Source organism: Rhodococcus sp. PD04, from assembly GCF_035918275.1.
Lineage (GTDB): Bacteria > Actinomycetota > Actinomycetes > Mycobacteriales > Mycobacteriaceae > Rhodococcus > Rhodococcus rhodochrous.
Window position 1 is genome coordinate 4,446,995 of sequence record NZ_CP142143.1, and the last position, 18,576, is coordinate 4,465,570.

The 18,576-nt window shown below is 67.8% G+C and carries 15 protein-coding genes; 9 read left to right on the forward strand and 6 right to left on the reverse strand.

The features are described from left to right. Positions 1–24 precede the first annotated feature (24 nt). Both U9J23_RS20195 and U9J23_RS20200 read right to left on the reverse strand, forming a co-directional pair. On the reverse strand, positions 25–504 hold the full coding sequence (locus U9J23_RS20195) for a DUF421 domain-containing protein (protein WP_229565712.1): 480 nt from the start codon (positions 502–504) through the stop codon (positions 25–27). Beyond that, a complete protein-coding gene (locus tag U9J23_RS20200; protein ID WP_145692244.1) occupies positions 504–1,025 on the reverse strand; it encodes a hypothetical protein in 522 nt (173 codons plus the stop codon). The genes U9J23_RS20195 and U9J23_RS20200 overlap by 1 nt, the downstream gene beginning before the upstream one ends. 196 nt (positions 1,026–1,221) lie before the next feature. Here U9J23_RS20200 and U9J23_RS20205 point away from each other — a divergent pair, with 196 nt between their 5' ends. The 3 genes from U9J23_RS20205 to U9J23_RS20215 all read left to right on the forward strand — a co-directional run bounded on the left by U9J23_RS20205 (position 1,222) and on the right by U9J23_RS20215 (position 5,610). After that, positions 1,222–2,136, forward strand: a complete 915-nt coding sequence (locus U9J23_RS20205) for a manganese catalase family protein (RefSeq protein ID WP_016696193.1) — start codon at positions 1,222–1,224, stop codon at positions 2,134–2,136. 126 nt (positions 2,137–2,262) lie between these two features. Then, a complete protein-coding gene (locus U9J23_RS20210) occupies positions 2,263–3,555 on the forward strand; it encodes an ATP-grasp domain-containing protein (protein WP_088897924.1) in 1,293 nt (430 codons plus the stop codon). Between the two features lie 12 nt (positions 3,556–3,567). After that, positions 3,568–5,610, forward strand: coding sequence for a CocE/NonD family hydrolase (locus tag U9J23_RS20215; protein WP_088897923.1), 2,043 nt, complete (start codon positions 3,568–3,570; stop codon positions 5,608–5,610). Between the two features lie 74 nt (positions 5,611–5,684). On the opposite strand, the gene U9J23_RS20220 is transcribed toward U9J23_RS20215, so the two are convergent. From U9J23_RS20220 to U9J23_RS20230, 3 genes are all read right to left on the reverse strand, one after another. Beyond that, complete coding sequence (locus U9J23_RS20220) at positions 5,685–6,143, reverse strand: DUF6098 family protein (protein WP_085469769.1); 459 nt, start codon at positions 6,141–6,143, stop codon at positions 5,685–5,687. An 81-nt stretch (positions 6,144–6,224) separates the two neighbouring features. Further along, positions 6,225–7,745: a sugar transferase gene (locus tag U9J23_RS20225; RefSeq protein WP_272268103.1), complete on the reverse strand. Its 1,521-nt coding sequence runs from the start codon at positions 7,743–7,745 to the stop codon at positions 6,225–6,227. Positions 7,746–8,112: 367 nt separating this feature from the next. Beyond that, positions 8,113–9,228, reverse strand: a complete 1,116-nt coding sequence (locus U9J23_RS20230; RefSeq protein WP_326600082.1) for a glycosyltransferase — start codon at positions 9,226–9,228, stop codon at positions 8,113–8,115. 178 nt (positions 9,229–9,406) lie between these two features. On the opposite strand from U9J23_RS20230, the gene U9J23_RS20235 reads away from it, so the two are divergent. The 5 genes from U9J23_RS20235 to U9J23_RS20255 all read left to right on the forward strand — a co-directional run bounded on the left by U9J23_RS20235 (position 9,407) and on the right by U9J23_RS20255 (position 16,194). Further along, the gene (locus U9J23_RS20235; RefSeq protein WP_272268099.1) at positions 9,407–11,158 is read left to right on the forward strand and encodes an alpha/beta fold hydrolase; all 1,752 of its coding nucleotides are present in this window, start codon (positions 9,407–9,409) and stop codon (positions 11,156–11,158) included. Further along, positions 11,155–12,552: an O-antigen ligase family protein gene (locus tag U9J23_RS20240; RefSeq protein WP_080968365.1), complete on the forward strand. Its 1,398-nt coding sequence runs from the start codon at positions 11,155–11,157 to the stop codon at positions 12,550–12,552. The genes U9J23_RS20235 and U9J23_RS20240 overlap by 4 nt, the downstream gene beginning before the upstream one ends. Further along, entirely contained in the window at positions 12,435–13,517 is a 1,083-nt protein-coding gene (locus tag U9J23_RS20245; protein WP_059383832.1) for a glycosyltransferase family 4 protein, read from the forward strand. The genes U9J23_RS20240 and U9J23_RS20245 overlap by 118 nt, the downstream gene beginning before the upstream one ends. Positions 13,518–13,529: 12 nt before the next feature. Next, positions 13,530–15,077 (forward strand): flippase, encoded by a 1,548-nt coding sequence (locus U9J23_RS20250; RefSeq protein WP_326600088.1) that lies wholly within the window; start codon positions 13,530–13,532, stop codon positions 15,075–15,077. Between the two features lie 82 nt (positions 15,078–15,159). Beyond that, positions 15,160–16,194, forward strand: coding sequence for a glycoside hydrolase family 5 protein (locus U9J23_RS20255; protein ID WP_229582789.1), 1,035 nt, complete (start codon positions 15,160–15,162; stop codon positions 16,192–16,194). Here U9J23_RS20255 and U9J23_RS20260 read toward each other — a convergent pair whose 3' ends face one another. Then, a complete protein-coding gene (locus tag U9J23_RS20260) occupies positions 16,195–17,277 on the reverse strand; it encodes a GNAT family N-acetyltransferase (protein ID WP_059383829.1) in 1,083 nt (360 codons plus the stop codon). A 165-nt stretch (positions 17,278–17,442) separates the two neighbouring features. Between U9J23_RS20260 and U9J23_RS20265 the strand changes: the two genes are divergently transcribed. Then, positions 17,443–18,564 carry a GH39 family glycosyl hydrolase gene (locus U9J23_RS20265; protein WP_059383828.1) on the forward strand — a complete coding sequence of 374 codons (1,122 nt, stop codon included), beginning with the start codon at positions 17,443–17,445 and terminating at the stop codon, positions 18,562–18,564. Positions 18,565–18,576: the final 12 nt, after the last annotated feature.

An 18,576-nucleotide genomic window follows, 5' to 3' on the forward strand; every position in this document is an offset into this window, starting at 1 on the left:
GCGTGAGGACGGCGCGTCACCCCGTCACCCCGGCTCCGGTTCCTCCGGCGCGCCGTCCTGAGCTCTCGTCCGAACGAAGAAGGAGATCTTCCCGTTCGTCTCGAGCACCGCGAGGTCGATGTCGGCGAACCGGCGGATGCCCTGTTGACGCGCGGCGGCCATGAGGTCGTCGAGGGACAGACGTTCCCGTTTCAGGTTCCGCAGGTCGGGTTCGCCGTCCCGGACGATCACGACGGGGACACCATGGGTGATCCCACGCATCCGCGGAGAACGAGCGTTGATCAGCGAGAGCGCCAACGTCAGCACCGCGAAGACACCGATGGTGAGGACCGCGCCCGTCATGGACACGTCGTCCTGCGTGATCCCCTGCTGTACGAGATCACCCATCACCACGAAAAGCACGAGTTGGAAGGTGCTCAGTTCGCCGACGCTCGACCGGCCGACGAGACGGGTGATCCCCCACAGGAACAGGAACAGGACGATCGCGCGGATCACGATTTCCATCAGGGCACCAGCCAGGTATCGAAATAGATCGTCACTGCCGATTTCTCGCCGTCCATCACCGAGACGGAGCCCGATTCGCCCCATTGCCTCCCGGCCTGGATCCGTACATCGAGCGCGAAGGTGAACTCGTCGCCGGGCGGCGGATCGAAGGTCAGGTACGCCAGTCCGTCCCCGGCGGTCTCCGCGGACGGTTCGGGCAGCCGGCCCCGCATCTCGAGGATCTCGAAGTAGGACGTGTCGATCGCCAGGACGATCTCTCCGTCGAAGCCATCCTCCCGGTGCACCGTCACCTTCCAGGGGACGTCGAGGCCGGCGCGTGCGATACGCGGGTAGGTCAGGTCGAGTTCGTACCCGCCGCCCTGCGCGGTGGCCGTCGAACTCCGTACACCGAGGAAGCCCAGTATTCCGGCCACCAGCACGAGCACGAGCAGGGCCGCTGCGGTTGTCCGCAATCGCGCCACGCCCTTGCTGCGAGCCACCTCCCCGACGTCGTCGAGCGTGGAATCCGGCCTGTTCTCCATCTCTCCACGTTGACACAGCACCGGTGACAAAAGGTGGATATCGACAGGGTGTTTGAGCTGCTCGAGCACGGGTAGTCGCACGTAGCACCACGGGCCAACCGAGGCGGCGTCGAGACCAGGCGCCACGGGTGTCTTCACGGGCGCGTCTTCACGCGCGACGCGTCCTCGCACGACAATCGGCATTCGAGGGAGCAACATGTTTCGTCACACAGACCATCTGCAGTTCGACGTCAAGCCGGAGAAGCCCGATCCCGTCTACGCCCGCAAGCTCCAGGAGCTGATCGGCGGTGCGTACGGCGAGATGACCGTGACCATGCAGTACCTGTTCCAGGGCTGGAATTGTCGAATGCCCGGCAAGTACAAGGACATGATCATGGACGTCGCCACCGAGGAGATCGGGCACGTCGAAATGATCGCCACCATGGTGGCGCGTCTCCTCGAAGGCGCACCTGCCACGGAGTCGACCAAGAACGCCGCCGCCGACCCGGTGGTCGCAGCCGTACTCGGCGGCATGGATCCGCAACAGGCCATCGTCTCCGGTGGCGGGGCGACTCTCTCCGACAGCAACGGTGTGCCGTGGAACGGTCGGTTCATCATCGCCAGCGGTAACCTCCTCGCCGACTTCCAGGCCAACGTCGCCGCCGAAGCGCAGGGCAGGGTCCAGACCGCCCGGTTGTACAACATGACGGACGATCCGGGCGTCAAGGACATGCTCCGGTTCAACCTCGCCCGCGACACCTACCACCAGAACCTGTGGCTCGCCGCCATCGAGGAACTGAAGGCCGACGGCATCGAACCCGGACCGATCGCACCGAACGCACTGTTCGACGAGGAGCACTCCGAGCACGCGTCCAGCCTGTGGCACCTGTCCGACGGCGCCGCCGCCGATCAGGGTCGCTGGGCGCACGGCACCGGCCCCGACGGCACGACACCCATGTCGTTCCTCGCCGACCCGGTCCCGCTGGGCGACGTGGCGAGCGCACCGCCGCCGGACCCCAAGCTGTACGCGACCTACGACGGGTCGCAGGGCAAGCCCCGTTCTGCCGCAATGGGAACGGAGAAGGGACTCGTGGGCAAGGTGAAGGACGCTCTCGACCCCGACACCCCCTGATCCATCCTCGAGGCGACCGCCCCGGCTCCCCGCGAGCCGGGGCGGTTGCGCGTGAAAGTACCTTCCCTGCGGTTTGTTTCGTTACCGGATTGTTTTGTGCCGTAGGGAAGCGGGAAGGCTTCACACATGAGCACCAACATCTTCGTCCTCGGACTCACCGACATCCAGCGCAAGGAACTGGAGACCGTACGCGGCGCCGACCAGCTGAGCTTCCACGGCCTCCTCGACTACGAAACACTGGTGGAGCCCGACGAATACGTGTTCGACGATCTTCTCGACGCCTGCCGGCGCGAACTCGACGACTTCCCCGGCAGCGTGGACGGGATCATCGCCCACTGGGACTTCCCCACCAGCGTGCTCGCTCCGATCCTCGCCGCCGAACGGAACATCCCCTCGCCGTCGCTGCGCAGCATCGTGGCCACCGAGCACAAGTACTGGAGCCGCCTCGCGCAGAAGGAATCGGTTCCCGAGTGCGTCCCGCAGTTCAACTCGTTCGATCCCTTCGACGACAACGCCCTCGACAGCATCGACCTCGAATTCCCCTTCTGGGTCAAGCCCGTGAAGTCGCATTCGTCGCAGCTCGGATTCGAGATCCACAACGAGCAGGAGTTCGCCGACGCCCTCGTCGAGATCCGCGAGAAGATCGGACTTGTCGGTAACGCCTTCGACGAGGTCCTGCGCCGCGTCGACCTCCCCGAGGAGATCGGGAAGAGCTCGGGCACCACCTGCCTCGCCGAGCAGGTTGTCAGCGGTATCCAAGCCGCCCCCGAGGGCACGATGTTCCAGGGGCAGTTCAACGTCCACGGTGTCTTCGACATGCGCAAGGACGCCGCCGGGCACAGCTTCGAACGTCTCGACTACCCGGCGAGCACCGTGCCCGAGGAGGTTCAGGCACGCATGATCGACATCACCGAGCGCTACCTGCGCCACGTCGGCTTCGACAACGGCTGCTTCAACTCGGAGTTCATGTGGGACGAAGAGAACGACAAGCTCTGGCTGATCGAGGTCAACACACGGATCTCCCAGTCGCACAGCGAATTGTTCGCCAAGGTCGACGGCAGCTCCAACCACGAGGTGGCCATCGACATCGCCCTCGGCCGGCAGCCCCGGATGCCGCATCGCCAGGGCGAATACGCCGTGGCGGCGAAGTGCATCATCCCGCACTACGAGGACGGCATCGTGACCTCGGTGCCCTCGGACGCCGACGTCGCCCGTCTCCGCGAACGGATCCCCGGTGCCCTGGTGTGCATCGACGTCGCTCCCGGTGACCGGCTCGCCGATCTGCCCAACCAGGACGCCTACCGCTACGAACTGGGCACGATGTACATCGGCGCCGACAGTGTCGAACAGCTCGAGCAGCGCTATCGCGAAGGCCTGAAGGCACTTCCGTTCGCCTTCGATCCGGCGCCCGAGGACTAGGAGGAGCACTACATGCGCACGATCACAGACCTCCCCCATGAGGTCCGTGTCATCGAGAACGTCTTCATCACGATGCGCGACGGCGTTCGGCTCGCGGCGCGGATCTGGCTGCCCGTCGACGCCGAAGCACATCCGGTACCTGCTGTGCTGGAATACATTCCGTATCGGAAGCGGGATTCCACGCGCGGACGTGACGCGCTGAACCATCCCTACATGGCCGGCCACGGTTACGCCTGCGTGCGGGTGGACATGCGTGGCAGCGGCGATTCCGACGGCGTGCTGCGCGACGAGTACCTTGCCGACGAGCACGACGACGCCTGCGAGGTCATCGAATGGATTGCGGCGCAGCCGTGGTGCGACGGTTCGGTCGGCATGATGGGCATCTCGTGGGGTGGCTTCAACAGCCTGCAGGTCGCGGCACGCCGGCCGCCCGCCCTGAAGGCCATCGTCAGTGCTTCCGCGACCGAGGATCTGTACGTCGACAACATGCACTACATGGGTGGATGTCTGTTGTCCGACAACCTGTCCGAAGCGACGGTGATGTTCGCCTTCAACAGCCTGCCTCCCGATCCCGCCATCGTCGGCGACCGCTGGCGCGAGATGTGGCACGAGCGTCTCGAGGGCAGCGGCCTGTGGATCGAGAAGTGGCTCGAACACCAGCACCGCGACGACTACTGGAAGCGCGCCTCCGTCAACGAGGACTACTCCTCCGTGCAGTGCCCGGTCCTCGCCGTGGGCGGCTGGGCCGACGGCTACACCAACGCCATCTTCCGGCTGATGGAACATCTCGACGTGCCCCGCAAGGGACTGATCGGACCGTGGGGCCACAAGTACCCGCATCTGGGGGTCCCCGGCCCGGAGATCGGCTTCCTGCAGGAGGTCGTGCGGTGGTGGGACCATTGGCTCAAGGGCGTCGACACCGGGGTGATGGACGAACCGATGGTGCGTGCCTGGATGCAGGACTCCATCGCGCCGAACCCGTCCTATTCCGAACGCCCGGGTCGCTGGGTGGCCGAACCCTCGTGGCCGTCGCCGAACATCGAGAACCGTCGCTACACCTTCGACCGGTACGCGCTGCATCCCGACGACGACGGCACCCTCACCGTCGACGAACGGCCCCTCGCTCTGCAATCCCCCTTGAGTGTCGGCATGTTCGCCGGCAAATGGGCGTCGTATGCCGCGACTCCCGACCTGCCGTCGGACCAACGCGAGGAGGACGGCGGTGCGCTCGTCTTCGAGACCGAGGCACTCGACACGACGACAGAGGTCCTCGGCCGACCCGAGTTGGAGCTTGAGGTCTCGTCGGACAGGCCGGTGGCGATGCTCGCCGCCCGGTTGTCCGACGTCGCGCCCAACGGTGAGGCGACACGCGTGACCTACGGGTTGCTCAATCTTACGCACCGCGACAGCAGCGAGAAGCCGGAAGCCCTCGAGCCGGGACGGCGCTACCGTATCCGGATCGAGCTCAACGGCATGGCGCACGTCTTCCCCGCGGGGCATCGTCTGCGGCTCTCGCTGTCCACCTCCTACTTCCCACTGGCGTGGCCGTCGCCGACACCCGCCGAGGTCACGGTGTACACCGGCGGTGGGCTGCATCTGCCGGTGCGCCCGCCCCGACCCGAGGACGCGCACCTGCGCGAGTTCGGCGAACCGGAGGCCGCCCCGGAACTCGGCATCACCCTGCTGAAGCCGGGGGAACACCACTGGCGGACCACCCGCGACCTCGCGACCGGTGTGTCGACCCTCGACATCCTCGACGACCAGGGGTCGTTCCGGATCGACGAGACCGGCACGGTCATCCGACGTCGCACCCAGGAGTGGTTCAGTTTCGGAGGCAACGATCCCAATTCCGTGCGCGGCGAGACGCAGACCCTGCGCCGCTACGAGCGGGACGACTGGCGCACCGAGGTCCGTACCCGCACGATCCTCACGTCCACCCCGGAGGAGTTCGTGATCAACGCGGAGCTCGACGCCTTCGAGCTCGACGACGACCACGGAGATCGACGGGTCCACTCGGAGAGCTGGCAGCGCCGGATCCCGCGTGACCTGGTCTGACGGAATCACGATGGAAGCCCACCCCGCGACGTGGCGGGGTGGGGTGGGGTTCCTGCGTTCTGCGCGAACGGTGTTCAGGCGCTCCTGCGCGAATCACCGCCGACGTCGAAGTGCTCCTCGTACCACCTCTCGGCCTCGTCGAGCACATTCCTGCCGAGCCGGGCATGGGGCCGGACGTCGACGAGCAACGGTTCGTGGCCGGGACCGCGCCCGACCATCCTGCCCGTGAGGATCCAGACGAACCGACCGTCCTCCTCACCGGACCCGGTGCACGTGCAGACACGGCGGGCGACCCAGTCCTTGACGGGCCGGCGCCACCACGGCTCCGGAGCGAGGGTGGTGGCGACGAGCCCGGGCAGGGTCACGTTCGCCTCGCGATCGCGACTCGGCCCGTCCTCGGCGTCCGCCGCCGGACCCTTCGAATACCGCAGGTAGAGCAACGGATCCGTCGCGACGTCGGCGAGCTGGTCGAGGGAGGTGATCAGCGGGATGTCGTCGGGGTCGGGTTGGAAACCCCGCACGGATGTGTTCACCTTCGACTCCTCCTGCAGATCCCAGGGCGAAGTCGAAGGGTTCCCTGCCCACCGGCTACGAAACCCCGCACTGCGGTGGGGTCAGTAGGCGCCGTCGCTCGCGAGCACCGCCCGCACCGTCTTCACGACGATGAGCAGATCCTGCACCATCGACCAGTTCGCCACATAGAACAGATCGAGGCGGATGCGGTCGGCCTCGGACAGATCGGATCGGCCGGAGACCTGCCACAATCCCGTCATGCCGGGTCGCACGAGGATGCGGCGCGGAACGAAGCCCGGAATCTTCTCGCCTTCACCCACCGCGAGGGGACGCGGCCCCACGAGACTCATGTCGCGGGCGAGGACGTTGAACAGCTGCGGCAGTTCGTCGATGCTCGTGCGGCGGATGAACCGTCCCACCGGCGTGATTCGCGGGTCGCGGGCGGACTTGTAGAAGGTCGCGTCCTCCTGACCGGTCTGCGCGCGGACCGTATCGACCATCCGGTCGGCATCGACGACCATGGACCGGAACTTCCACATCCGGAAGACGGTGCCGCCCAGGCCGACGCGTTCCTGCCGGTAGAAGACGGGGCCGCCGTCCTGAAGCTTGATCAGCGCGGCGACCACGAACATGGCCGGCGCCGCGATCGTGAGGGCGAGGACCGCGCACACGAGGTCGAAGGTCGTCTTGGCGATCCGATGCGACCCGCGGTACTGCGGCTCCTCGACGTGCACGAACGGCAGCCCGCCCACGGGGTGCATCGACAGTCGCGGCAGGGCGATGTCGGTGACGCCGGGAGCCACCACGAGATCGACGCGATACGGCTCGAGTTCCCACGCGAGCTCGCCGATATCTCCGTTGCCCCAATGGGTTCCGGCAGCGATCGCGACGGTGTCGGCCCCGGAGAGCTTGACGGCGTTGATCACGTCGGTCTCCGCGCCGAGTACCGGGATCTCCTGACCGGCGACGGTGATGGTGCGCCCGCTCTCCCCCGTGTATCCGGTGGTGCACACACCGACGACGCGGTATCCGGCCGAGGTGTCGCGGACGAACGATCCGACCATCGCGTCCACCGCGCGTTCGGAGCCGACGACGAGCACCGAGGTCCGGAACTCACCCCGTACGCGACGTCGTTCGATCGAACGACGGCACCAGCGGCGTCCGAGCGGCAGGACGACCAGGCCGACCGGCATGGCCAGCAACAGGTAGACCCGGATCGTGTCGAGGTCGGTGGCGAACGAGTCGACGAGGAACGAGGCGATCGCGAGCAGACCGAAGGTCTGCAGGGTCGCCCTCGTGACGAGCCGGTACTCCTCCTCGCCGCTGCCCACGATCGGCTTCTTGCGAGTTCCGTTGAGCGCCAGAATCGCAAGCCACAGGCCGGCCACCACGATCGCCGAGGCGAGTCCCTGGGTCACCGAGGACCCCGGGTCGACCGGTCCACCGATCATCGTCCCGGCCCCCTGCGCCAGGACGACGGTCGTGACGACGATCGTCGTGTCGGTGATCGCCAGCGACCGGAGATAGGTGCGCTGCCATTGTCTGCGCGGGACACTTCCGTGACCATCGCTCGTGTCGTGGGTCGGCGCGTTGCGGCGCGCCAACTCGGGTCCGATCCCCATGCTTCTCCTGCTTGCCTACTCCACGCGAAGTGGCCCCGACAGCCAGATGAACGATTCGGTGATTATGTCCGTTTTTTCCAAGGAACGCGAATCCTGTTCCAGTGCAACGGATCACAGTGACGTGGGCGATTCCGCCCCTGAAGCGAAGAAGCTACGCGTAACTCGAATTACTTGTGCGCGTAGTTACTTCAGCAAAGAACACATTCATGAAGCGGCGACGAACGCAGCTCGGTCGGCGGCAGTGAGCCATGACGATCCCCCATCGAACCCCATCAACCCCATCAGCAGGCTCCCGACCCGGGAGAAAGGTACAACAGGGACGAACCGGCGACAAGAGTTCGTCTACTCGTCGGTAGTATGACGTGAGTCACGCCGTTCCGATCCCCTCCCCGACCCAGTCGCGGATGCGCTGCCGGAAGTTCTCCGAGGACAGCGCGGCGACGGCCTCGTTACGCCCCTTCGGCACACCGTCGATCGCGGCGATGCACTCGGCGACCGCCTCCACCCTGTCCTCGCGGAAACACAACCCGTCGACCCCCTCGGCAACCGTCTCACCAGCACCTCCGAGCGCGTTGACGACCACACGCGCCCCTGCCGCGCGCGCCTCGACGGGCATGATCCCGAAGTCCTCCACCGCAGGAAAGACGTAGACGTGGGCCTGCTGGTAGAGCGCGTAGAGCAGGGCGTCCGACGGCCGCGCGAGCACATGGACCGGTACCGTCGCCTCGTCGGCGAGCTGCCGCAGCCGGCTCTCCTCCGGTCCGGATCCCGCGATCACCGCCGGCACCCCGGCGAGGTCGGCGGCACGGATCACCCAATCCAGTCGCTTGTACGGTACGAACCTCGACGCCCCCAGCACGAAGGTCTCCGGAAGTCCCTCCAGCAGGGCGGATTCGGCTGCGGACAGTTCGTCACGCCAGTCGGGCACCGACGAGATGCGGGCCGTCTCGACGGGAGGGAAGATCACACGCGCCTCGACATCCCAGGCCCGCTCGATGCGACGACGCACGAAATCGCTGTTCGCGGCGAAGTGTGCACCCTCCCGCGCGCGACGCCGATCGAGGGCCCGCAACGGAGGTGCCGCGCACCGCACCGCGAGCGAGGCACCCCGATCGTCGAGCTCCGGATTCCACAGGTAGCGCGCCGGAGTGTGTACGTAGACGAACTTCTCGAACCCGCTCGGTGCGCCCCGGAAGGTCACGTGGTGGGCGAAACAATGCGAGCTGACCAGGGCGAAGTCGTACGAACCGGGTCGGCGACGCCAGACGTACGGCATGGCCGACAATGCCAGCGCCTTGCTCCTGCGCAGAGGTGTGCGCGCCAGACCGCTCTCGTGCACCGTCCGCCCCGGATACCGGTCGGCGTCGTCCCACAGGCACAGCACGTCGGCCTCGGGAAAGGTGCGGACGAACTCGTCGAGAACCTTCTCCGAACCTCCGTCGCGCGCGATCCATTCGTGCACCAAGATTCCAGGCACAGCCATCCCTCCGAAGACCCCGAGCCGATCGGGAGGGTACTTTATGACCCTGCCGACGCCGAGAGGTAACGGGTCGGCACAATCCCTCGATACGAATGCGTCCGAACGGCAAGAAGATTCAGGGTCCGAGACGGGGTCGGGAAATCACCCCCTCTTTCACCCCCTCGACAGTGGAGGTCACGGAGTGGATGTGCGACACGCGTCGTGGTTCGGCGACCCTGCGTCCCCGATCCTCGGGCACGTCCACCTTCCCGCCGACCGCCGCGCGCGCGGCGCGGTGGTGCTGTGCCCACCCCTCGGCAAGGAACACCTCGACACCTATCGAGGCGTCAAGGCTCTCGCCGAGCAACTCGCCGAGCGCGGACTGGCGGCAGTGCGCTTCGACTACACGGGCACCGGAGACTCGGCCGGCGATCAGGATTCGCCCGACGCGGTCGCGGCATGGCAGCGCAGCGTCGTCACCGCAGTGGAGACGGCCCGCGCGAGCGGCGCCGAGCACATCACCGTCGTCGGACTGCGCGCCGGCGCACTGATCGCGGCGACGGCACTGCCGGAGTGCGGACCGGTCGACGCCGTCGTGCTGTGGGATCCCGTCGTCTCGGGCCGGGCGATGTTGCGCGAACAACGCGCCCTCTACCGTCTCGCCCTCGGCGCCGACGATCCCGAAGACCCCCGGGTCTCGATCGTCGGCGGCGTTCTCGCCCCCGAAGCCGCCGACGCACTCCGCGCCCTGAAGATCGATCCGAGGTCGCTGAACGGCACACGAACCCTGCTCGCGACCCGGCCCACAGCCCGCGAGACCGCCGCGGTGTCGGCGCTCGCCACCGCACTCGGCGGTGACGAGCTCTCCCTCGACGCCCACGAATCCTTCGTCACTCCCAGCACACTCCACTCCGCGATCCCGACCGAGCAGCTCACCCGGATCTCCGATTGGGTAGCCGCGGGCGCGCCGGCCGCCACCCGCGAGGTCCACTTCCCCGAGCGCGACCGCGCGGTCGTCGCGACCACCGACTCCGGGCTACCGATCCACGAGAGCGTCGAATATCTCGGCCCGAACGAGATGTTCGCGCTGCGCACGCACGGTGTCGACCCCGAACGGTTCGACACCGAGGGGTTCGGCGCCCCGCGCCGGTCCACCCCGACGGTGTTGTTCTTCGGCACCGCCTACGAGCACCGGCTCGGCCCGAGTCGTCTCTGGGTCGAGCTCGCGCGCGAGTTCGCCTCGCACGGCATCTCCACGATCCGGTTCGACCGGACCGGGGTGGGTGATACCGGCACGGCGCACGGGGCGACCCCCACCCCGCTGTACTCCGACGACTCCGACCGCGACGCCCTCGATGCTGTCGCCGCCCTCGGCATCGATCCGCAGGACCTCGTGGTGATCGGCCTGTGTTCGGGTGCGTGGTACTCGTCGTGGGTCGCCCTCCGGGGTGCAGCACATTCCGCCGTGCTCGTGAACGTGATCCTGTGGTGCACCCACCGCCGGAAGTCGTTGCGCGCCGATCTCGGTCCGAACGCACCCGACGTTCCGGCGATCGCAGCTCCGGCGGAACCGCAGACGATCTCTTTGCGTGCCCGCATCAAGCCGTGGGCGCAGAAGTACCTGCCCTATCCGTTGTGGCTGTTGCTCGGCCGACTCGGCGTGACCCAGGTTCCCGAGGTCGGGTTGGAGGCACTGCGTCGCGCGGGTGTGTCGGCCACGGTCGTTCTGTCCGCCGAGGACCACCGGTGGTTCCTGACCCAGCGCGGAGAAGAAGGACTTCGCCGGGTACGCCGACGTGGCTTCACCGGGGACATCCTCACCAGCGAGGTCGGTGAGCACAGCGGTCGGCAGCGGGACGGGCGCGAGTTCCTCCGCACGGCGGTCACCTCGACCGTGCTCTCCCGTTTCGGGTCCCACACCGCGGATCCCGCTGCAGGCGAGTACGTCTCATGACTCCCCTGTTGATGCTCGCCGTTCCGGTCGTGCTCGTGCTGGGAGTGCTGCTCTGGCGGCGACCCCAACGCGGGTTGCTGGCGATCGCCGCGCTCACTCCGTTCCACGGCCTGCTCGCGATCGTCCCCGGCGGTGAATCACTGTCGCCGTGGAAGGAGGGGCTGCTGCTCCTCACCCTCGGCGCGACCTTCGTCAGCCCCTACCGACGGCGGCTGCCGGCACCGTCCTATCCGTGGTGGCCGGCCGTGGTCGCGTGGGTGGCGATCGGAGTCCTGTCGGCGTTGCTCGTCTCGGGGCTCGCCGGCATCATCGCCATCAAGATCACCTACTTCTACCTCGTCATCCCGGTGATCCTGTGGCGTGCACCGTTCGACGCCCGCGACCGCGACCACCTGGTGTCGATCCTCATGGGCACGACGGCCGTCACCGCCGTCGTCGGACTCGCGCAACAGGTGATCGGCGGTGAGCGACTCGCCGAACTCGGTTACCGCTGGGACGAGCATCTGCGCATCAGCGGCGGAATCCTGCGCAGTTTCAGCACGTTCACGACACCCTTCGCCTTCGGCCTGTTCGTGATGATCGGACTGATCGTGGGGTGCTCGGTCTCCTTCGCCGATCCGCACCGGCTCCGCAACAAACTGTTCCTGTGCGCGACACCGATCATGGTGCTCGGCATGGGTGTGACGATCGTGCGCGCCAGCTACATCGGTCTCGCCGTCGCACTGTTGTGGCTGGCGGTCCACCGCTACCGCGCCCTGTTCCTCGGCTTCGGCGCCGCCGCGGCGCTCGCACCGCTCGTCCTCTTCGCCGTGCCGAGTTCGATACTCGCTCCGTTGTTCTCCTCGTCGAGCCTCGGTGAGCGCGGGGATGGCTGGTCGCAGACCCTGTCGTCGCTGTGGGTGCACCCGTTCGGTCAGGGTCTCGGTGCAACCGGCTCGGCTGCCGCCGACACGGTGGCCCAGAGCAACCCGATGCTGTCCGAACTGTCGTACACGGCGTCCGTGCAGTTCGGGTTCATGCCCTATCAGCCCGACAACTACTACATGAAGCTCGCCGTGGAACTCGGCCCGATCGGCGTGTGGCTGTTCGTCCTCGTACTCGTCTGCGCCGCGGTTTCGACGCTGCGTGCGTCGCGGGTGCTGAGTGGACAGGACGCCGCACTCGCACTCGGGGTGAGCGGCACGATCGTCGCGGCGGCGGTCGCCTCCACGGTGGCGACCTATCTCGAGATCTTCCCTCTCGACGTCTATTTCTGGTTACTGTTAGGAACTGTCGGATGCGCACTGACGCAACACTGGTCACCTCGCCGAAGCTCGCTCACCGCATCGGGTTCGGCGCCCTCGCACTCCGACCGTCCGGCAGTGGAGTCCAGACCTACGTCCGCGAGCTGCTGACCGCGCTCGACCCCCTGCTCCCCTCGGCGGCGTTGCGGGCAACCGTGCAGTGCGACGCCACGGGAGAACTGCCCCCTCGCGTGACCCCGTCGGTACGACCGGTCGCCGACGGGGTGCGGCGGATGCTGTACGCGAAGGTGCCCGTCCGCGGGGTCGACCTGTTCCACAGCCTCGACGTCGACCTGCCCGTCCTGTGTTCCGGTGTCACCGTCTCGACGTTCCACGATCTCGCCGTCTTCGACACCCCGTGGGCGTTCAGCAGGCACCGGGCCGCCGGTGAGCGTGCACTGCTGCGCGATGCCATGCGACGGGCCGACGTACTCGTCGCGGTCTCCAACTTCACCGCCGAACGTCTCCTGGCGCTGTGCGGCCGAGAGGCCGTGGTCACTCCGCTCGCGCCCGCGGTGTGGGCGAAACCTCCGGCCCCCGAGGAGATGCGGGACATCCGCAGGGCGTACCGGCTGCCCGAACGGTTCGTCCTGCAGGTCGGCACCGTCGAACCCCGCAAGGACGTCGCGCTCGTCGCCGACGCGTGCCGTCTCCTCGACATCCCGCTGGTGCTGGCCGGAGCCGGATCCACCGGACCCCACGCACCGGCCGGTTCGATCGGTCTCGGTTACGTTCCCACCGCCCACCTCCCCTCGTTGTACGCCGCGGCGACCGCCGTCGCGTACGCCTCGCGCTACGAGGGCTTCGGGTTGCCGCCGCTCGAGGCGATGGCGTGCGGCGGGGCGGTGGTGACGAGCGCCGTCGGTGCACTGCCCGATGTCGTCGACGACGGAGCCCTGCTCGTCACCGAACACACCGTGACGTCGTGGACAGCGGCCCTGCGCGTCGTCGTCCACGACCGCGACACCGCGGAGGCGCTGCGCACCCGAGCACGCGAGGTCGCCGCGACCTCGACATGGACGCGCACCGCCGAACTCACGCGCGAGGCTTACCGCACCGCGGGCCTGAGAATCTGACGAGGTCGTCGCGTGGGTAGACATTCGCTGGCCGACCGGATGGCCGAGACCGTCGTGATGGAGCGGATCGTCGCGGCGCACGACCCCGGCGGTACTCTCCACGAACCGCAGACCCCGGAGCTCGACGGGCGGGCCGCGCGACGCAACACCGTCGTGATGCTCGGCAGCCGGTTGGCCGTCGCCTCGATGGGCTGGGCCGGTTCGATGATCGTCGCCCGCGCGTTGGCACCGGACGACTTCGGCAAGTTCTCCTTCGTCTTCGGCCTGCTCGGGTTGCTGTCCGTCGTCACCGATCTCGGCGTGGGCCGAGTGGTGCTCGCGAAGCTCGTCGAGTGCAATCCGTGGGAGGTCTCCTACGTCACCACCGCGTTCATCGCGTTGCGCGCTGTGCTCGGTCTGCTCGGGTACGCGCTGGCCGTCGGGTACGTGCTGCTGCTCGGATACTCGTCCGATGTCGTCTGGGCGACAGTGATCGCCGGTCTCGTCGTGGTGATCGCAACGCCCAACAACGCCCTGTCGGTGATGTACCAGAGTCGATTGCGCATGGCATCGGTCGCGGTCGCCGAGACCTTCGGCCAGCTCGCGCAGCTGATCGCCACCATCGCCGCGGTGCTGTGGAATCCGGTGCTGCTCGTGCTCGTCGTGCCGGCGGTGATCAACGAGATCGTCGGCGCGGGCATCCTCGTGCGCGGCGTGCGAGCGGGCAGGGCCGGGCCCCTGCCCGCCGCGCGCGCCCAATTGTGGCGGTGGCGGGAGATACTCGTCGAGGCCATCCCCCTCAGCATCGGCTTCGCCCTGCTCACCCTGCTGTCGAAGATCGACGTGCTGATGCTCGGGCGGATGGACACCTTCGACTCGGTGGGTCTCTACACCGTCGGTTACAAGTTCGCCGACCTGCTGTCGATGGTGTCGTCGACCGTCGTCGGACCGGTGACCACGCTGCTGGTCGCGACCTGGCCGGCGCAGAGCGAGATGTTCCGGCAACGCACACGGGAAGCGGCGATGCTCCTCGCGGTGCTGGGCGCGACCGCCACCGCGGCCTTCTGGTCGTCGGCGGACGGTGTGCTGGCCCTCCTTTACGGCGAGCGGTTCGCCGAGGCGGCCGGTGCTTCGCGCATGCTGGTGCTCGGCAGCGCGCTGTCGATGCTCACCGAACTCGGTCTCATGGTGCTCATCGCGACCGGGCGCCACCGCGTCTATCCGTGGGTGGCGCTGGCCGCACTCGCCGGGAACATCGGTGCGAACCTCGTCCTCATCCCCCGTCTGTCGTTCGACGGGGCGGCGCTGGCGACGGTGCTCACCGAGGCTGCGATGCTCGTCGCGATCTGGATCGTGGTGGCCCGGAGCGTCCGGATCGGGGGCCTGTTCCCCTTCACCCAGACCGCCGCGATCGCGATGCTGGGTGTTGCGGTGGCCGTGTGGATGTCGCTCTTCGCGGAGCGCTACGATCTTCCCTGGCCCGTCACCGCTGTCCTCTCGGCTGTCTGTGTTCTGGCCGGAACCCATGTCCTTCCCATCACCGGCGGGCTCGGCCTCGTCGGTCTCGTCAAGTCTCGTTGAGGTTGCAGTGTCCCTTTCGCGGTCGATGCCGCGTCGCGTGTCGCGGTCCATGCCGCTCCGCGCCGTTCTCACCCTTGTCGGTGTGTTCGCTCTGTCGTGCACCCAGAGCACCGAGCCACGCGACTGCCGAACAGATCTGACCGCCGACAGTCTCGGGGTCGCGACGGGAGCCGGCCTCGACTCCCTCGACTCCGCTGACCTCGACGCATACATGTCGACGGTCGCCGACAGCGGCGCCGGCTGGATCCGGTTCGACGTGGACTGGTCGACCATCGAACCCGCGCGTGGCCGCTTCGACTGGAGGGGCACCGATCGGGTCGTCGCCGCAGCCGACGCGCACGACCTGCAGGTGCTGGGCCTGCTCACCCACACTCCGCACTGGGCGCGGACGTCGGAGGCCGACCCCGGCGACCCGCACGGGATGCCCGCCGACCCGGACGAATTCGGTCGCTTCGCAGGCGACGTCGCCGATCGCTATTCCGACAGCGTCACGCACTGGGAGATCTGGAACGAGCCGAACCTGACGGCCTTCTTCACCCCGCAACCCGACGTCGGCGCGTACGCCGACCTGCTCGTGGCGGCGTCGGACGCGATCCACAACGTCGACCCCGGGGCAGTGGTCGTCACCGGTGGCCTGTCCCCCGGCACCGACAACGGATCGGACATCGCCCCGACGACCTTCCTCACCGAGTTGTACGACGAGGGCGTGTCGTGGGCCTTCGACGTCGTGGGCATGCATCCCTACAGCTACCCGGCCCTGCCGTCCGATGCGTCGACGTCCGAGTGGAATTCCTTCTACCGCATGCGCGAGATGCGCACCGTCATGGTCGAGCGGGGGGATTCCGACAAGCCCATCTGGGCAACGGAGTTCGGGGCACCGACGGGCACGGACACCGACGCGGTGGGGCCCACGGAGCAGGCCGACATCCTGCGCGACGGGATCACCGAGCAGCGCGCGTTGGGATTCGTCGACAAGCTGTTCGTCTACAGCCTCCTCGACCGCGGCACCGATGTGTCCGATCGCGAGCAGAACTTCGGGGTCCTCGCGCACGACGGGACAGCCAAGCCTGCCTGGGACGTGCTGCGCACGGCGGCGGTCACTTCCGGTTGTCTCTGATCAGCAGCGGCTCGAGGTGAGGGCGTCGCGCGCCGCCAGGCGCAGGGGACGGACGAGGTCGGCTCCGAGATCTGCGGCGCGGAGGGTCCACCGGTGGTGCGGTCGCGAGGCGGGGACGGCGATGATCCGCCCCACCCGGTAGTCACCGTTCGCCCACTGCTCCTTGAATTTCGTTGTGCCGAGGAGGTAGTCGAAGCGGCCGATGCCCAGCTCGTCGTGCCGGTCGGCGAGGTGGCGCTGCAACAACTGGCCGGGCTGGTAGCGGCGCGCCTCGGGATGGAAGCGGCTCAACCACATCTCGGCCGTGGTCCCGGTGCGGAACATGATCTCGTGGGCCGTCCACCGGTCGCCGACGAGCAGACCCACGACGAGCAACCGACCGGCACGGGCCTCGGCGGCGAGCAGCGGCCGGGTGAACGCGGTGAACGGCGGCGCACAGAAGTTGTCGCGCCCGCTGTGTGCGTCGGCGGCCGCAGCGACCGCGGCGATATCGCGCCACCTCTGCGCGAGATGGTCCGGATCGCGCACCACTTCGACGGAGACCGGGGTGCCTTCGCGTTCCAGCGAGCGTTCGAGCCGGGACAGTGTTCTCAGTGTGCGTCGACCACGCAGCGATTCGGCGCCGGCACCGGTGGCGACATCGACGGTCAGGCACCGCTCGGTTCCGGCGATGTCGATGCTCCAGCGAGGCGAGGCATGCAGCATCTCGACGAGAGGGTCGGTGAGATCGACGTGGTCGAGCTGCAGTGCCATGTTCCGATCGGCGATGCCGTCGAGCAGGTCGGCGAGCGCGGCCTCGTCGGTCGCGAGGAAGGTTCCTATCGTGGCGAGGCCGTGAGCCGGGAGTCGTAGAGCGGTGACCCCGAGACGGGTGCGGGCGTGCAGGGGCGCGAGTCCGACGAGGCGCCCGTCGCGCCGGACGGTGCACACGGCCGATCGGCCGCGCCCCATCCGATTCCAGGCCAGTGCGTAGGAGGGGCGGGTCGCGACGCGCCGACCCACCTCCTGGGCGAGGTCGTCCCATTCCGCGGAGAGCCGGACTGCGGATGTCTCGTCGTGGATCTCGAAATTCACGGTGCGCATGCACCGGAACCTTCGGTCCACGAATCCCACATCTTCCGGCCCCCTGCTCGTTACAGTGAATTCGCGGCGTCGGTCTGCCGCTCGCTCCACCGCAAGAATCGCAGGTCGGCGGCGCAGCGTTACGACCGATGTCTGAATTGTCCGAATGATACATCAGGAGAGTCGATGGGTCGTCTCGCACGCGTCGCACTGGCCACAGCCCTCTCGTGCTCCCTCGCCGCACTCGCAGCGTGCGCCCCACCGCCACAACCCCCTCCGCCGACCACCTGCGCGACCGACGACATCGGAATCGCGGCCGGCGCACCGCTGATGTACCTGTCGGACTCCGAACTCGACCGCGAACTCGACGCGATCCGGGCCGTCGGCGCCCGGTGGCTGCGCGTGGACATCGACTGGTCGGTGATCGAACCGAACCGCGGGCAACAGAACTGGTCGGTGCCCGACCGTGTGGTGGATCGCGCTCGGGTCCGCGGACTCGAGGTGGTCGGCATCGTCGCGTACACCCCGGCCTGGGCGCGCGTCGCGGGCGGCGGCGACACTCACGGATACCCCGCCGACCCGGCAGCCTTCGCCGGTTTCGCCCGGCAGGCGGCACAGCGCTATTCGACCCGCGTGACGCACTGGGAGATCTGGAACGAACCGAACCTGACCAACTTCTTCCGGCCCCGTCCCGACGTCGGCAAGTACGTCGAGCTGCTCGCCGCGGCCGCTCCGGCCGTCAAGTCCGTGCAACCGAATGCCCGGATCCTCAACGGCGGACTCGCACCCGCGGTGGACAACGGTTCCGACATCTCCCCCGTCACCTACGTGCAGCAGCTCTACGCGCGCGGGGCGCACCAGTACTTCGACATCCTCTCCGTCCACCCCTACAGTTATCCGGCACTGCCGTCCGATGCGAGCACGCAGAGCTGGAACACCTTCTACCGCATGCGTCTGATGCGCGACACCATGGTGCAGTACGGCGACGCCGCGACACCGGTGTGGGCCACCGAGTTCGGCGCCCCCACCGGAACCGCCTCGAACGCGGTGAGCACGCAACGGCAGGCCGACATCATCGCCGACGGCATCGCGGAGGCCCGCCGGCTCGGCTGGGTACAGAAGGTCTTCGTCTACTCGATGCGCGACCGCGGGACGAACCAGGCCGACGTCGAGCAGAACTTCGGGCTGCTCTACCAGAACTTCTCGGCCAAATCCTCACGCGCCGTGGTCGCTTCGGCGACCTCGGGATGCGCGGCCGCGAACGACACGCTCGAGTCCACGAACACCCCGGTCGACGCGGTGTGGTGACAGTGGGTGTGC

Excerpts from the sequence above, each read along its gene's own strand:
- U9J23_RS20195 (WP_229565712.1), bottom strand. The coding sequence starts at position 504 with ATGGAAATCGTGATCCGCGCGATCGTCCTGTTCCTGTTCCTGTGGGGG.
- U9J23_RS20200 (WP_145692244.1), bottom strand. The coding sequence starts at position 1,025 with ATGGAGAACAGGCCGGATTCCACGCTCGACGACGTCGGGGAGGTGGCT.
- U9J23_RS20205 (WP_016696193.1), top strand. The coding sequence starts at position 1,222 with ATGTTTCGTCACACAGACCATCTGCAGTTCGACGTCAAGCCGGAGAAG.
- U9J23_RS20210 (WP_088897924.1), top strand. The coding sequence starts at position 2,263 with ATGAGCACCAACATCTTCGTCCTCGGACTCACCGACATCCAGCGCAAG.
- U9J23_RS20215 (WP_088897923.1), top strand. The coding sequence starts at position 3,568 with ATGCGCACGATCACAGACCTCCCCCATGAGGTCCGTGTCATCGAGAAC.
- U9J23_RS20225 (WP_272268103.1), bottom strand. The coding sequence starts at position 7,745 with ATGGGGATCGGACCCGAGTTGGCGCGCCGCAACGCGCCGACCCACGAC.
- U9J23_RS20230 (WP_326600082.1), bottom strand. The coding sequence starts at position 9,228 with ATGGCTGTGCCTGGAATCTTGGTGCACGAATGGATCGCGCGCGACGGA.
- U9J23_RS20240 (WP_080968365.1), top strand. The coding sequence starts at position 11,155 with ATGACTCCCCTGTTGATGCTCGCCGTTCCGGTCGTGCTCGTGCTGGGA.
- U9J23_RS20245 (WP_059383832.1), top strand. The coding sequence starts at position 12,435 with ATGCGCACTGACGCAACACTGGTCACCTCGCCGAAGCTCGCTCACCGC.
- U9J23_RS20260 (WP_059383829.1), bottom strand. The coding sequence starts at position 17,277 with ATGCGCACCGTGAATTTCGAGATCCACGACGAGACATCCGCAGTCCGG.
- U9J23_RS20265 (WP_059383828.1), top strand. The coding sequence starts at position 17,443 with ATGGGTCGTCTCGCACGCGTCGCACTGGCCACAGCCCTCTCGTGCTCC.